A 13,948-nucleotide genomic window follows, 5' to 3' on the forward strand; every position below is an offset into this window, starting at 1 on the left:
CTTTTCTTTAATCTTTGTATACGAAATGGAATATTCAATGCGTTTTAATCTCTGCGTGTTACAATCGCTGAAAAATTCCCTATACAAATGAGAAGAGAAGCACTTAATGAAAACATTTATCACCCCTGAAATGATGGTACACGTTGCGATGTGTACCCATAAAAATCCCCATAAAATAATGGTCGTAAGCGATCAAAGTGATCTGTTAAAAGGTGAATTGGCTCGTTATCGTGATATAGAGGCGAGTTTTGCAGATGCGAAGGATCTTCTCGGTACTTTACGAAACAGTACGGATAAAAGTATTGATGTGTTACTTTTGGATACGTCAAGTGAGGATAGTGCGGTATATGCTCATGTAAACCGCATCCTAAAAGAGGATGCTCTAATCGTTTGCAAACATCCGCATTTGGATGATGTGGCAGAAAATACGAAACTCATGCAGATTTTGGGGAACTATTTTAAAATCATTATGCCCTATCACCTCGAAGACGGCTCAACGTTATTGCTTTGTTCCAAAGAGTACCATCCGACTGCTGATTTGATTTTGCAGCGGAGTGATCTATTGGAAGGGCATCACTATTACAACTGCGACATTCATATCGCTGCATTTGCCATGCCTCAGTATGTTCGTAAAAATTATTTGGGCATTATCCGCAACTAATGGCGTTTGAGTATGCCATTGCACTCACAGGCGGGATTGCGACAGGGAAAAGTACGGTTGCATCCTTATTAGGTCTTAACGGTCTGCGCATCATCGATGCCGATACGATAGCCCACCGTATTTTGGATGAGCACAGCGCTTGGGTTGTTGAGCGATTCGGTGATGCGTTTGTTAAAAATGGAAAAGTGGATCGAAGTGCATTGGGAAAAATAATTTTTGCCGATCCGGAAGCGAAAAAAGAGTTGGAAAGTTTTCTCCATCCGAAAATCCGCGCCGCCATCGAAGAGCAAAGTGAAAAACAAGACCGTCTCAAATATCCCTATCTGATCGATATCCCCCTCTTTTTTGAGACGTCGTCGTACCCGATCAAAAACTCGGTGGTCGTCTATACCCCCAAAGCATTACAGTTGGAGCGGTTTATGAAGCGCAACGGTTTTTCCGAAGAAGAATCCTTGCGCCGTATCGAGAGTCAGATGGATATCGATGAGAAAAAAGCGCGAGCGACGTGGGTGATTGACAACTCCTCAAACCTCAAACATCTCCAACGTGAGTGTGAACAGTTTGTGGATACTATTAAATTGCTCTATCCCGCTCCTAAGGTATAATTACCGTTATTATTAATCCAAAGGATTACCCCATGCTTCAAATCGCTAAATACTGCGCCAGCGGTAACGATTTTGTCATCTTTCATACTTTCCATGGAGCGGATCGTTCAGGCCTTGCCCGAACTCTTTGCGATCGTCAAAACGGTATCGGAGCCGATGGTTTGATTGTTCTGATCCCTCATGAGAGCTACGATTTCGAGTGGGAATTTTACAACGCCGACGGCTCCACCGCATCGATGTGCGGAAACGGAAGCCGTGCGTGCGCCCATTATGCGTATCGATTTGGATTAGCAGAGGAGAAAATGGAGTTCTTAACGGGTGCGGGGCTGATAAAAGCTTCCATCGAGGGAGATATGGTTCAAAGTGACTTGACCCCTCCGCTTGTTATTAATGATGCCATTTTAGAGCATGAGATGCGATGGTGGCTGATTGATACGGGGGTTCCCCATTTGGTAACTTTTGATGCCGGTATGGAACATTTTGATATTGCAATGGCGCGCGAGCTTCGTCACAAATACAATGCCAATGTAAACATTGCAACGGTGAATGCAGATGGAAGTATGCGGGTACGAACTTATGAACGCGGTGTTGAAGATGAGACGTTAGCGTGCGGAACAGGGATGGCGGCATGTTTTTATCGTGCATCGATTGAAGGATTGGTCGCGGATAATGCTCGTGTCTATCCGAAAAGCGGAGAGACTCTCTATCTAGGACTTGATGAGGGGACGATTACGTTCAAAGGGGAAGTCAAAGGGACATTTGAGACCCTTTGGCGATTATAATCCCGCTCTCTCCATAATCTGTGCTTGAGCATCCGCGATAAGGGGATCGATAATATCATCCATCAATCCCCCCTGCATAATCTCCTCAAGTCGATAGAGGGTGAGGGTGATGCGGTGATCGGAGATACGGTTTTGAGGGTAGTTGTACGTTCGGATACGCCCTGAACGATCCCCCGTTCCCACTTGCTCTTTACGCTCGTTCATCTCTTTTTCTTTTGCCTCTTGCATCTGCATCTCATACAAACGGGCTTTTAGGATCTTCATCGCTTTGTCTTTATTTTTATGCTGCGATTTTTCATCTTGGTTGTTGACGACGATACCGCTTGGGATATGGGTAATCCGTACGGCGGAGTCGGTCGTATTGACACTTTGTCCGCCGCATCCGCTTGAGCGCATTACGTCGATTTTTAGATCGCTTTCATTGATATTGATCTCGACGTCATCCACTTCGGGCATCACGGCGACGGTAATGGCGGAAGTGTGAACCCGTCCTTGGGATTCTGTTGCAGGGACACGTTGAACGCGGTGGGTTCCCGCTTCGTATTTAAGGCGTGAATAGACCTGCTCCCCTTTGATAAGGGCGATAATCTCTTTAAACCCTCCCGCATCGGAGGGGCTGGTGCTCATGAGCTCGATTTTCCACCCTTTCAGATCGGCGTAGCGGACATAGGCATTAAACAAATCGCCGACAAAAATAGCCGCTTCATCTCCCCCCGTACCGGCACGTAGCTCGATATAGATGTTCCGTTTATCGTTAGGATCGGCAGGTATGAGAAGCTTTTTAATCTCATCTTCGAGAGGTGAAACCATCGGCTCTAACGTGCGTAACTCCTCTTTAGCCAGTTCGCCGAGTTCCGCATCAAACGCGAGCGATTTATTCTCTTCGATATCATCAAGAAGTTTTTTGTATTCGGTTGCTTTGGTGACAATCGCTTGGATTGCCGATTGTTCTTTCGAGAGATCGGTCATCCGTTTGATATCATTGCCGATATCGGGAGAACTGAGCAGTTCGGTCAATTCGTTGTAACGGTTGATAAAAGGGGTAAGTTTGTCGGATAACATGAGTGTGTCCTAAAAGAGGCGTTGTGAAAAATTAGAGAAGGTGAAGTTTGCCCTGAGGGCAAAACTTATGCTGCGATTTTGTTAACAGCGAGGTGAAGACGACTTACTTTACGAGCAGCAGTCTCTTTTTTCAAGACACCTTTGCTAACATATTTGTGAAGATTAGCATTAGCGATCACAAGAGCGGCACGTGCAGCATCTTTGTCTCCGGCTTCAACGGCAGTGCGAACTGCTTTAACAATGTTTTTAATACGTGTACGGTAAAATCTGTTACGTTCAGTACGTTTTTCCGTTTGACGGATACGTTTCAATGCTGACTTATGGTTTGCCATGGCATTTATCCTTGTCGAGGTTTAATTTAGGGTGAAATATTACCTTAAAGAAAATTAAATTTAAGTTAAAATTTATAGAAATAGAAATAAAAAAGAAAAACTAATTTTTAAAAGGAAGAAAATTTTATGAAACTTTTTGGAACGGATGGAGTACGCGGAGAAGCGGGCTCATTTTTGACGGCAGAATTGGCGATGCGGGTAGCGATGGCGGCAGGTATCTATTTTAGTGCCCATTCCCGAACGAAAAAGATTTTAGTGGGTAAAGATACGCGACGCAGCGGCTATATGATCGAAAATGCGATTGTTACCGGACTCACCGCAGTGGGATACGATGTAGTACAAATCGGTCCGATGCCTACCCCTGCCATCGCTTTTTTAACGGAGAATATGCGATGTGATGCCGGGATTATGATTTCGGCGAGTCATAACCCTTATGAAGACAACGGAATAAAATTTTTTGATGCTCACGGCAATAAACTATCAGAAGATGTTGAAGCGCAGATTGAAGCGATAGCTCATAATAAATCCCGTCTGGAAGAGGGGCAGGTGACGGGGAAAAAGATCGGTTCGGCCAAACGGATCGACGACGTGATCGGTCGTTATATCGTTCAGCTCAAAAATTCTTTTTCGCGTGATTTAACGCTGCAAGGATTGCGTATCGTTTTAGATACCGCCAACGGTGCGGGGTATAAAGTAGGGCCGACCGTTCTCGAAGAACTCGGTGCCGAAGTGATCGTACTGCACGACAAACCGAACGGATTTAACATTAACGAGGGGTGCGGAGCGCTTCATACTAAAGATTTGCGCGAAGCGGTAAAACAATATCGCGCCGATATAGGGCTTGCCCTTGATGGAGATGCCGACCGCCTTATCGTCGTCGATGAAAATGGCGAAGAGGTTGACGGCGATCAGATTTTGGGGGCATTAGGACTCTTTTTACACCAAAGCGGACAGCTCAAAGGGGGCGGAATCGTTGCTACCGTTATGAGCAATCAAGCACTAGAGGATACGATGAATGAAAACGGATTAAAACTTTTCCGTTCAAACGTCGGTGATAAATACGTATTGGAAGTGATGCGTGAAAACGGTATTAACTTCGGGGGAGAGCAAAGCGGCCATATCATCATGCACGATTACGCCAAAACAGGGGATGGACTGGTCAGTGCACTCCAAATTTTGGCGTTACTTCTCACTTCAGGGAAAAAAACAAGTAAAGTACTCAGACCGTTTAAGCTCTATCCTCAAAAGTTGGTCAATATTAAAGTTAAAGTCAAAAAACCGCTCGATCAGATAGCGGGGCTCTCAACTGAACTCGAAGTGGTAGAAGCGCAACATATGCGTCATCTGATTCGCTATTCAGGTACTGAAAATAAGCTTCGTATTTTACTTGAGGGAAAAGATGCAAAAGTAATGGAAAAGACAATGGATACACTTGTTGCTTTTTTCGAGAAAGCGCTCAATGCTTAAATCACTCTCTATTCTTGTTTTAGCGGCACTGGGAATTTTTATTGTCGATCAAAATATTAAATGGCTTTTTGTCGAAGGATTTCGGTATTACACCGAGTGCATCGATCTTATCTTAGTTTATAACCGCGGCGTCGCCTTTTCCATGTTTGCTTTTTTAGAAGAGGGATTAAAATGGATTCAACTAATACTACTTTCGGGAGTTGTGGGGTATACACTCTGGTTGAAAAAAAGGTGTTATATTCTCCCTATCGGGATCATGGTGGGTGCAGGCTTTTCTAATGTGTATGATCGCTTTATCCACGGCGGGGTGGTCGATTATGTGTATTGGCATTGCGGTTTTAACTTTGCAGTCTTTAATTTTGCCGATGTTATGATTGATCTAGCGGTAGTGTGGCTTTTAATTTTAAATTTCCGACCACAGTCGTGTAAGAGTTAAGTGACATTTAACTTCTACGCGGCTATAATTTCGCTCTCGCATTATTTATGATGGTCTTATAGCTCAGTTGGTAGAGCACTACCTCGACAAGGTAGTGGTCACAGGTTCGAGTCCTGTTGGGACCACCATCCAAAAACTCCGTATTTTAGAACTTTTACAAAATTAACTCCCTGCATACAAACCATTAATGACTAATATAATTTGATCCCTAATAAACATAGCTATAATACACGTACATTATGCTTGTGTAAGAGGAAATCCATGGAAGAAAATAATGTTATTATTTACAATACTACCGACGGAAAAGCATCCGTATCTATTTTGACCAAAGACGGCACGGCATGGATGAATCAAAACCAGTTAGCAGAACTTTTTGCCACCTCTATACCAAATATCAGTATGCACATATCAAATATATTTGAAGAGGGTGAGCTTGAGAAAGATTCAGTTGTTAAGGATTACTTAACAACTGCTACAGATGGCAAAAACTACTCCGTCTCTTTTTATGCTTTGGAGATGATTCTTGCTATCGGATTTAGGGTTCGAAGTAAACGTGGAACACAATTTCGGCAATGGGCAAATAAAAACCTGAGCGAGTATATGGTCAAAGGTTTCGTTATGGATGACGAACGACTCAAAAATCCTGACGGTAAGCCTGACTATTTCGATGAACTTCTTGCTCGAATCAGAGACATCAGAGCCTCTGAAAAACGATTCTATCAAAAAGTAAAAGACCTTTTTTCCCTCAGCAGTGACTATGATTCTACCGATAAAGCTACACAGCTATTTTATGCAGAAGCCCAAAACAAACTACTGTTCGCTATCACAGGAAATACAGCCGCTGAAATCATTGTAAACCGTGCCGATGCCGCTTTGCCGAATATGGCAATTACAAGTTTCAAGGGTTCGGTTGTCAGAAAGCAAGATATTTATACCGCTAAAAATTATCTTACCGAGGATGAACTTGACAGCTTGAACCGTTTTGTCGTTGTATTCTTGGAAACAGCAGAACTCCGAGCCAAAAATCGTCAAGACGTAACGATGGAATTTTGGAGAGAAAATATCGACCGTATTATCGAGTTCAATGATAAAGAAGTGCTCAAAGGATATGGAAGCATAAGTCACAAACAGATGGAAAAAATGGTTGAAGCCGTTTATGAAACATTTGATGCAAAGCGCAAAACCTTTGATGCACTCGAAGCGGATATAGAAGACCTTAAAGAGTTGCAACAGCTTGAAGAAAAAGTAAAATCAAGAAAATAAGGATAACTTTTTTTGGTTGAGAATGGAGCTGATATACCATTTTATGTAACGAAGCAATTTTTTAACAATAAATCGTAATCTCATACTTTATCTCAAACCAATCAACATTACCGTATAATTCGCGATATTTTCTCAACGAGGGACACCCTTATGGATATTATTGCAATCAAGCATGATGATCAGATTATCGATTTACAAACCGCTGGGGCACTTGGAATTACGGGCGAAGAGATTGTTTATGACAACTCTCCCGAGTCTCTCGAAGTACTTCGACATTCCTGTGCTCATTTGATGGCTGAGGCGATCAAAGCACTTTATACGGACGCTAAATTTTTCGTCGGACCGACGGTAAAAGAGGGTTTTTATTACGATTTTAAAGTAAATGAAACACTAAATGAAGAAGATCTGAAAACAATCGAGAAAAAAATGCTCGATATTGCCAAAGGCAAAGAGAAGATTGAACGTTACGAGATCACCAAAGCCGAAGCGCGCACTAAATTTGCAAACGACCATTTGAAACAAGCGGTTATGGATCGTATTCCGAGTGAGACGGTGACGATTTACAAACAAGGCGAATTTGAAGATCTATGTCGTGGACCCCATTTACCGAGTGTAGGGCTCATCCGCTATTTTAAATTGACCAAAATTTCGGGAGCCTATCTCGGCGGTGATAGCAAAAATGAAATGTTGACCCGTATTTACGGTATTGCATTTGCCGATAAAGAATCTCTCAAAGCCTATCTTGATCAAATGGCGGAAGCTGAAAAACGTGACCACCGCAAAATCGGTGCCGAGATGAAACTTTTCACATTTCGTGAAGAGGTCGGAGCGGGATTCCCGATCTGGCTCCCAGCGGGTGCGCGTATGCGTTCACGTTTAGAGCAACTTCTTTTTAAAGCACACCGAAAGCGCGGCTATGAGCCGGTACGCGGTCCTGAGATGCTACGAAGTGATTTGTGGAAAGTATCGGGGCATTACCAAAATTACGGTGAAAACATGTATTTCACTAACATTGATGAACTCGAATTCGGTGTTAAACCGATGAACTGTGTCGGTCATATTAAAGTGTACGAACACGATTTGCATTCGTATCGTGACCTTCCCCTTAAATATTTCGAATACGGGATTGTCCATCGCCATGAGATGACGGGTGCACTTCACGGATTATTCCGTGTACGTGAATTTACCCAAGACGATGCCCATATCTTTTGTACAACCGATCAGATTGAGCAACAAATCATCGAAGTCGTTGATTTTGTAGACAAAATCATGAAAACATTTGAGTTTAACTACAAAATGATGATTTCGACTAAACCTGAAAAAGCGGTTGGAGATGACGCGGTATGGGAAATTTCGACCAATGCTCTTAAAGCGGCAATGGATAAAAATAATCTTGCCTACGAGATTGATGAGGGGGGTGGAGCATTCTATGGCCCTAAAATCGATATTAAAATTACCGATGCTATCGGACGTGAATGGCAGTGCGGAACGATCCAGCTCGATTTCAATCTTCCGGCACGTTTTGAACTCGAATACAACGGCGAAGAGAACGCTAAAATCCAGCCGGTTATGATTCATCGCGCCATTTTAGGTTCGTTTGAGCGATTTGTTGGTATATTGACGGAGCATTACGCTGGGGAGTTTCCGATGTTTATCGCTCCGACACAGGTGGCTATCGTTCCGATTGCCCCTGCGCACGAAGCGTACGCACGTGAATTGGCAGATAAATTGATCGATATGGGTGCCGATTTTGAGATTTTCGATAAAAATGAAAGTCTTAATAAGCGTATTCGTACAGCGGAAAAAGGACGTGTACCGATGATCATCGTTTTAGGTGATGAAGAGGTAAACAACAAAAGCATTGCCGTACGTGATCGCCGATCACGCGAGCAATACAACCTGAGCGAAGAGGATTTCCTTGCAATGGTAAAACAAAAAATTAATGAGGTACATTTTTGATTAAGAAACAAGACCGAGTCCAAATGAACGAGGATATCCGCGTTCCTGAGGTACGTTGTGTAGTAGATGGTGGTGAAGCATTAGGGATCATTACGATTCAAGAGGCTATGGCTAAAGCCAACGAACTGGGGCTTGACCTCGTATTGATCTCTCCGGATGCGAAACCTCCGGTTGCTAAGATCATGGACTACGGTAAGTTTCATTATCAAGAAGAGAAAAAGAAAAAAGAGGCGCGTAAAAAGCAAACCAAAGTTGAAGTCAAAGAGATTAAGCTTTCGGTTAAAATTGCCGACAATGATGTAAGCTATAAAGTAAAACATGCACGTGAATTTCTCGAAGAGGGGAAACATGTTCATTTCCGCGTATTCTTGCGCGGACGTGAGATGGCACACCCTGAATCGGCAGTAGCAGTTTTGCAGCGTGTCTGGCCAATGGTCGAAGATATCGGCAGTATGTACAAAGCACCTGCTATGGAAGGGCGCTATTGTAACATGATGGTCCATCCTAAAAAAGACGATAAAAAGTAAAAAAGCCATTTTTATGGTATAATTCGCGCCTCGTTTAGAGAATTTTTGCGAAAGGATCAAGTCGATGCCAAAAATGAAATCGGTTAAAGGGGCGGTTAAACGCTTCAAAGTAAAGAAAAACGGCACTCTAAAACGTGGTAGCGCATTCCGCAGCCATATTTTGACTAAACAAGATGCTGGGACTCGACGCAAACAAAACAGCCCTAAAGTGGTTGCTGCTGTCGATGTTAAAAACATCAAAAAGATGATCGTAGGCTAAAACCTATTAACCCTCCAGCATAACGCTGGGCAAGTCCGCATAGCGGCACCCCGTCATTTATATTTGAAGTGAACCGGGTCAAGAAAGGAAAAAAATGCCAAGAGTAAAAACTGGTGTCGTAAGACGCAGACGTCATAAAAAAGTATTGAAACTCGCACGTGGTTTCTACAGTGCACGCCACAAACATTTCCGTAAAGCGAAAGAGCAACTCGAGCGCTCACTCGTATACGCGTTTCGTGACCGTAAACAGAAAAAACGTGAATTCCGTAAATTGTGGATTATCCGTATCAATGCGGCATGTCGCTTAAACGGAATGAGCTATTCAGTATTCATGAACGGCCTTAAACGTGCCAACATCGAACTTGATCGCAAAATCCTTGCTGACTTGGCTATGAACGACGCAGCGGCATTTACTGCCCTCACCGCTCAAGCGAAATCAGCGCTGTAATTCTAAACACTTCGGGGAGTTTCTCCTCGAAGACTTCTTCTATTCTTTCGTAAATCTCAATTTAGTTCAAAACGACAAACCGTTCAAAGAACGATTTATTGCTCGATTTTATACCCTTTGCTTTCTAGGCATTTTTGACATTCGACACTAATCGGTGCTTTTGAGGCTTCCGTTGCGGCTTTTAGATCATAATAGCGGCACTCTTGAAAATCGGCTTTGATGAGATCTTCTGTTTTACCTGCAGGGCAAATCATTCCATTGAATGACATTTGTTTTTCAGCGCATCCGCTGGTTAGGAGTGTTAGCGCCGTAAGGGTAAGAAATAGAATTTTTTTCATGATTGGTGATCCTCTTTGAGTGAATTTTCGAATAGGTAACGGTGATCTTGCGGAAGTGATTCATATACCATTTTAGCTAAATCACGAATTTCCCACAGCGCTGCTTTATCACTACGAAGAGAAATAAAGTTTTGCAAACTTCGCGCATTAATCGACCAGGTAAGTTCCGTCTTATAACTCTCAGGAAGGCAGTATTTTGCACGGTCGTTACTGATCCCTGCAACTAATACACTGCGGAGGTTTTCAAGGGCTCTGATACTCATTTCATCTACCATCTCTACGCCGCTCATAACGAGATATTTTTCTGCACGCTCATGATGATCAATGCTAAAGGGTGCTTCGTCTTTGAGTTCTTTGAGGGTATAGCGGGTGCTTTTGACACTTAAAGAGGCCATTCGATGACGGGCAAGCTCTTGAAGCAATGCACGACTGATCCCCTCTACATAGAAGTTATAGACGATATGCTCCAGTGTAGAGGCGTGTTTGAATTTATTTCCGACACGATCAATGAGTGCGCGGTCTACTTCGCCGCCATTGTCGCTTTTATCAAAACTTTGCCAACACGTTCGGATAGCATCAGAACAGATTACAAGAGGGGTAAAATGGTGAAGTGTTACTTTCATGTGTAAGTCTTTATTAGAGTTTGAGAGAGTATAGCGAAGAAGAGTTTAAAAAGGGTAAGGGGTGCAGAAGCACACCTTACATAACAAATACGTGAGGAACGATAAGCGGATATTTTTTCATTTTGCGGTAGATATGTTTACGGACGACTTGACGTAAATCATTTTCCAGCGCTTTCGGATTCTCGATAAGCCCCGGTTTAAGGTTAATAAGGAAGTGTTCTAACACATCTTCCATCTCTTGGGCAAATGCTTTATCGTGGCGGTCGGCTACGATACCGAAGCTTGTTACGAGAGGTTTGGAGAGGAGCCGTGATTCGGCGGCACTGACCTGAGCGACAAGCATAACCATCCCCTCTGATGCCATTTTTTGACGATCAATAACGATATCATCTTCAATTTGGTGGTTGTTTTGGTTATCGATATAGGTTTTTCCGGTCTTGACGGTTTTTGCTTTACGCATCATTTTGGTATTGACTTCGATGCTGTCCCCATCACTCATCAGGAGGATATTACGCTCAGGAACGCCGCAGGTTATCGCCGTCTCTTTGTGTTTCATGATATGGTTATACTCACCATGAACTGGGAGAAAGAATTTAGGGTTAGTGAGGCGAAGCATCAATTTTTGCTCTTCCATGCTTGCATGTCCGGATACATGAATATCACGGTCATTCGCAACACGAGCGCCGGCACGTTGGAGATAGTTGAGCATCCCTGAAATAGATCCTTCATTTCCCGGAATCGCACGGGCAGAGAGGACGATCAAATCGGTCGGTTTGATTTTGATATGGCGATGCTCGCCGATTGCCATACGGAAAAGGGCTGAACTCGGTTCCCCTTGACTTCCGGTGGTGACGATCAGGACATCTTTGTCACTCATACGGTTTGCCTCTTCGGCATCGATAAAGATGTTTTTCGGAAGTTTAATGTAATCGTATTGCATACATACTTCGAGGTTACGTTCCATCGAACGCCCGATTACGCACACTTTGCGGTTGTATTTCATCCCTGTCAAAATCGCTTGATAGACACGGTGGATATTGGAACTGAAGGTGGACATGATGACACGTCCTTCCGCTTTAGAGAAGATACGATCAAATCCAGGGGCAACGGTTAACTCACTCGGCGTCCACTCTTTGTTATAAGAGTTAGTGGAGTCTGAGAGGAGACATAAAACCCCTTTTTCACCGTAATAAGCAAGTCGGTGCAAGTCGGCGGTATAACCGTCAACCGGTGTATGGTCGATTTTAAAATCACCCGTATGGATAACGGTTCCCGCTTTGGTGGTGATCGCCAATGATGATGAATCGATGATTGAGTGGGTCATATGCATCCATTCGATATCGAAATCATTTCCGATACGATAGACTTGACGTTTAACAATCGGATTAAAATAGCGGCGGAAATCACGCATATGGTGCTCGTCGAATTTGTTACCGATCATGGCAAGCGGCAACGGTGTTCCATAAATTGGAAATTGCATCTCTTTGAAAAGGTACGGTACGCCGCCGATGTGGTCTTCATGGGCATGAGTAATGATAACTGCTACGATTTTTTTGCGGATTTCTCGTAAATAAGTGAAATCAGGTACGAGGATATCAACACCGTGCATCTCTTCATCCGGAAAACTCATCCCGATATCGATAATGATTGCTTCATGTTCTGTCTCAATAACGGTGATGTTTCCGCCGATTTCGCCAAGACCTCCGAGCGGGGTAATGCGAACTTTTTCATTGTTTTCAAGATTAAGTTTGTAGTGAGGGTTAAGACGATTTTTATGCGCCTCTTGGTTTTGAAGAACAAAATCACGTAGATTGTTATCGATAGGGGTGCTTGGGCTTCCACGGCGACCGCCGCGTCCGCGGTCTCTTCCGCTGCGAGTTGGTTCAGCATCGGTTGCGGTGTTGTTTTCAGCACCTTCCGGACGATCGGTACGCGGAGGACGGTTGTCTTGGCGTGGTGGGCGATTGTCGGTACGCGGAGGACGGTTGTCTTGGCGTGGTGGGCGATTGTCGGTACGTGGAGGACGGTTGTCTTGACGCGGTGGGCGACTGTCTTCACGACCTTCTGTGCTTGGACGTTCCGTTACAGTGCTTTCAGCACCTTCCGGACGAGGATTTCGGCTTCGAAACGGTCTTCGATTATTTCGACGCGGCGGTCGGTTTTCACCTTGGGGCTGTGTTTGCGGTTCAGTGTGTTCATCAGACATAAATTTTCCTTCTGGACGCTGTATAAGCGTAATATATTTGGTATATTTTGGATGCTCTAAATACCCTGAAAAGGTTATTTTATAAGGGTGTAGAGCCGGTGAAAGTCAGAGGTGTCAAGCTGATGAGGTCGGATGGAGCGTTCCAATTTCAGCATTTCAAACGCTTCAATCAGAGAAGTTCCATCATAGCGTGAGGAGAGATTTTTGTGGAGAGTTTTACGAGGCTGTGTAAAGGCCGTTCGTAAAAAGTCTTCAAACCCTTCATCATTACGGTTCGTGCGTTTAGAAATGAGCAGTACGCACGAATCGACTTTGGGAGCAGGCTCAAATGCGGTAGGGGGAACGTGTATTACGATCTCCGCCTCAGCCACACTTTGCGTAATTACGCTGAGCGCTCCAAAAGCTCTCTCTCCGGGTGCGGCAGAGAATTTCTCCGCCACTTCACGCTGTATCATGACAAGCAAGTTTCGGCACGCCGGATCGGCGAGGGCTTTTAGGATGATATTGGTAGCGATATAATAGGGCAAATTTGCCACTAAATCGTACGGTTCATCCAAAAGCTCACTCTTCCAATGCTCTAGCACATCTCCACAACGGAGCTCCAGAGTATTGGTACTGATAGCATCGGCAAATTGGTGCTTCAAATGCTTGCACAAGTCGGTATCGACCTCAAAAGCGGTAACACTTTTGACATCAACTAAATACTTAGTTAAATCACCTAATCCAGGCCCGATTTCTGCGATACGGTAAGGCGTATCGGGCATCGATTGGATGATTTGAGCTAAAACAGCCTCATCTTTTAAAAAGTTTTGACCAAATTTTTTTTTGGCAATTGCGGCACGGTCTTTTTGCATTGCCTTGATTATACCTGATAAAGTGTTAATCCCCTATTAAATCACAAAAAACTCTGTTTTGGAACGGTTTGAATGAAGTTTATCAATTTGGTTACTTTATCGTTACTTTTGGTAATGAGATATATA

General features: G+C 43.7%; 16 protein-coding genes and 1 tRNA gene. 11 read left to right on the forward strand and 6 right to left on the reverse strand.

Annotation, left to right across the window (positions count from 1 at the left end; translation table 11 throughout):
• Window positions 1-106 precede the first annotated feature (106 nt).
• The 3 genes from RMO68_RS03080 to dapF are packed head-to-tail and all read left to right on the forward strand — an operon-like array spanning window position 107 to window position 2,048.
• Window positions 107-661 (forward strand): spermidine synthase, encoded by a 555-nt coding sequence (locus RMO68_RS03080; protein ID WP_310439252.1) that lies wholly within the window; start codon window positions 107-109, stop codon window positions 659-661.
• Window positions 661-1,266 carry a dephospho-CoA kinase gene (coaE, locus tag RMO68_RS03085; protein WP_310439253.1) on the forward strand — a complete coding sequence of 202 codons (606 nt, stop codon included), beginning with the start codon at window positions 661-663 and terminating at the stop codon, window positions 1,264-1,266. Before RMO68_RS03080 ends, coaE begins: the two co-directional genes overlap by 1 nt.
• 32 nt (window positions 1,267-1,298) lie before the next feature.
• Window positions 1,299-2,048, forward strand: a complete 750-nt coding sequence (gene dapF / locus RMO68_RS03090) for a diaminopimelate epimerase (protein ID WP_310439254.1) — start codon at window positions 1,299-1,301, stop codon at window positions 2,046-2,048.
• On the opposite strand, the gene prfA is transcribed toward dapF, so the two are convergent.
• Both prfA and rpsT read right to left on the reverse strand, forming a co-directional pair.
• On the reverse strand, window positions 2,043-3,110 hold the full coding sequence (gene prfA, locus RMO68_RS03095; RefSeq protein WP_310439255.1) for a peptide chain release factor 1: 1,068 nt from the start codon (window positions 3,108-3,110) through the stop codon (window positions 2,043-2,045). The genes dapF and prfA overlap by 6 nt on opposite strands.
• A gap of 65 nt (window positions 3,111-3,175) precedes the next feature.
• The gene (rpsT, locus tag RMO68_RS03100) at window positions 3,176-3,442 is read right to left on the reverse strand and encodes a 30S ribosomal protein S20 (RefSeq protein ID WP_310439256.1); all 267 of its coding nucleotides are present in this window, start codon (window positions 3,440-3,442) and stop codon (window positions 3,176-3,178) included.
• A 126-nt stretch (window positions 3,443-3,568) separates the two neighbouring features.
• Here rpsT and glmM point away from each other — a divergent pair, with 126 nt between their 5' ends.
• The 8 genes from glmM to rplT all read left to right on the forward strand — a co-directional run bounded on the left by glmM (window position 3,569) and on the right by rplT (window position 9,801).
• Window positions 3,569-4,909 (forward strand): phosphoglucosamine mutase, encoded by a 1,341-nt coding sequence (gene glmM / locus RMO68_RS03105; protein ID WP_310439257.1) that lies wholly within the window; start codon window positions 3,569-3,571, stop codon window positions 4,907-4,909.
• A complete protein-coding gene (gene lspA / locus RMO68_RS03110) occupies window positions 4,902-5,345 on the forward strand; it encodes a signal peptidase II (RefSeq protein ID WP_310439258.1) in 444 nt (147 codons plus the stop codon). The genes glmM and lspA overlap by 8 nt, the downstream gene beginning before the upstream one ends.
• Before the next feature lie 52 nt (window positions 5,346-5,397).
• Window positions 5,398-5,473 (forward strand) — tRNA-Val (locus RMO68_RS03115).
• A gap of 133 nt (window positions 5,474-5,606) precedes the next feature.
• Window positions 5,607-6,608 carry a virulence RhuM family protein gene (locus tag RMO68_RS03120; RefSeq protein ID WP_310439259.1) on the forward strand — a complete coding sequence of 334 codons (1,002 nt, stop codon included), beginning with the start codon at window positions 5,607-5,609 and terminating at the stop codon, window positions 6,606-6,608.
• A gap of 150 nt (window positions 6,609-6,758) precedes the next feature.
• Window positions 6,759-8,567, forward strand: a complete 1,809-nt coding sequence (gene thrS, locus RMO68_RS03125; protein ID WP_310439260.1) for a threonine--tRNA ligase — start codon at window positions 6,759-6,761, stop codon at window positions 8,565-8,567.
• The gene (infC, locus tag RMO68_RS03130) at window positions 8,567-9,094 is read left to right on the forward strand and encodes a translation initiation factor IF-3 (protein WP_310439663.1); all 528 of its coding nucleotides are present in this window, start codon (window positions 8,567-8,569) and stop codon (window positions 9,092-9,094) included. The genes thrS and infC overlap by 1 nt, the downstream gene beginning before the upstream one ends.
• Window positions 9,095-9,158: 64 nt before the next feature.
• Window positions 9,159-9,353 carry a 50S ribosomal protein L35 gene (gene rpmI / locus RMO68_RS03135; protein WP_310439261.1) on the forward strand — a complete coding sequence of 65 codons (195 nt, stop codon included), beginning with the start codon at window positions 9,159-9,161 and terminating at the stop codon, window positions 9,351-9,353.
• Window positions 9,354-9,447: 94 nt separating this feature from the next.
• Window positions 9,448-9,801, forward strand: coding sequence for a 50S ribosomal protein L20 (gene rplT / locus RMO68_RS03140; RefSeq protein ID WP_310439262.1), 354 nt, complete (start codon window positions 9,448-9,450; stop codon window positions 9,799-9,801).
• Between the two features lie 95 nt (window positions 9,802-9,896).
• Here rplT and RMO68_RS03145 read toward each other — a convergent pair whose 3' ends face one another.
• The 4 genes from RMO68_RS03145 to rsmA all read right to left on the reverse strand — a co-directional run bounded on the left by RMO68_RS03145 (window position 9,897) and on the right by rsmA (window position 13,822).
• On the reverse strand, window positions 9,897-10,139 hold the full coding sequence (locus RMO68_RS03145) for a hypothetical protein (protein ID WP_310439263.1): 243 nt from the start codon (window positions 10,137-10,139) through the stop codon (window positions 9,897-9,899).
• Window positions 10,136-10,762: an FAD-dependent thymidylate synthase gene (thyX, locus tag RMO68_RS03150; RefSeq protein ID WP_310439264.1), complete on the reverse strand. Its 627-nt coding sequence runs from the start codon at window positions 10,760-10,762 to the stop codon at window positions 10,136-10,138. The genes RMO68_RS03145 and thyX overlap by 4 nt, the downstream gene beginning before the upstream one ends.
• A 76-nt stretch (window positions 10,763-10,838) precedes the next feature.
• A complete protein-coding gene (locus RMO68_RS03155) occupies window positions 10,839-12,968 on the reverse strand; it encodes an RNase J family beta-CASP ribonuclease (RefSeq protein ID WP_310439265.1) in 2,130 nt (709 codons plus the stop codon).
• 74 nt (window positions 12,969-13,042) lie between these two features.
• The gene (gene rsmA / locus RMO68_RS03160) at window positions 13,043-13,822 is read right to left on the reverse strand and encodes a 16S rRNA (adenine(1518)-N(6)/adenine(1519)-N(6))-dimethyltransferase RsmA (RefSeq protein WP_310439267.1); all 780 of its coding nucleotides are present in this window, start codon (window positions 13,820-13,822) and stop codon (window positions 13,043-13,045) included.
• Between the last annotated feature and the right edge of the window lie 126 nt (window positions 13,823-13,948).

Source organism: Sulfuricurvum sp. (assembly GCF_031427015.1).
GTDB lineage: Bacteria > Campylobacterota > Campylobacteria > Campylobacterales > Sulfurimonadaceae > Sulfuricurvum.

Coding starts and splice junctions, on each gene's coding strand:
- RMO68_RS03080 (WP_310439252.1), top strand. CDS start 107: ATGAAAACATTTATCACCCCTGAAATGATGGTACACGTTGCGATGTGT.
- coaE (WP_310439253.1), top strand. CDS start 661: ATGGCGTTTGAGTATGCCATTGCACTCACAGGCGGGATTGCGACAGGG.
- dapF (WP_310439254.1), top strand. CDS start 1,299: ATGCTTCAAATCGCTAAATACTGCGCCAGCGGTAACGATTTTGTCATC.
- prfA (WP_310439255.1), bottom strand. CDS start 3,110: ATGTTATCCGACAAACTTACCCCTTTTATCAACCGTTACAACGAATTG.
- rpsT (WP_310439256.1), bottom strand. CDS start 3,442: ATGGCAAACCATAAGTCAGCATTGAAACGTATCCGTCAAACGGAAAAA.
- glmM (WP_310439257.1), top strand. CDS start 3,569: ATGAAACTTTTTGGAACGGATGGAGTACGCGGAGAAGCGGGCTCATTT.
- lspA (WP_310439258.1), top strand. CDS start 4,902: ATGCTTAAATCACTCTCTATTCTTGTTTTAGCGGCACTGGGAATTTTT.
- RMO68_RS03120 (WP_310439259.1), top strand. CDS start 5,607: ATGGAAGAAAATAATGTTATTATTTACAATACTACCGACGGAAAAGCA.
- thrS (WP_310439260.1), top strand. CDS start 6,759: ATGGATATTATTGCAATCAAGCATGATGATCAGATTATCGATTTACAA.
- rpmI (WP_310439261.1), top strand. CDS start 9,159: ATGCCAAAAATGAAATCGGTTAAAGGGGCGGTTAAACGCTTCAAAGTA.
- rplT (WP_310439262.1), top strand. CDS start 9,448: ATGCCAAGAGTAAAAACTGGTGTCGTAAGACGCAGACGTCATAAAAAA.
- RMO68_RS03145 (WP_310439263.1), bottom strand. CDS start 10,139: ATGAAAAAAATTCTATTTCTTACCCTTACGGCGCTAACACTCCTAACC.
- thyX (WP_310439264.1), bottom strand. CDS start 10,762: ATGAAAGTAACACTTCACCATTTTACCCCTCTTGTAATCTGTTCTGAT.
- RMO68_RS03155 (WP_310439265.1), bottom strand. CDS start 12,968: ATGTCTGATGAACACACTGAACCGCAAACACAGCCCCAAGGTGAAAAC.
- rsmA (WP_310439267.1), bottom strand. CDS start 13,822: ATGCAAAAAGACCGTGCCGCAATTGCCAAAAAAAAATTTGGTCAAAAC.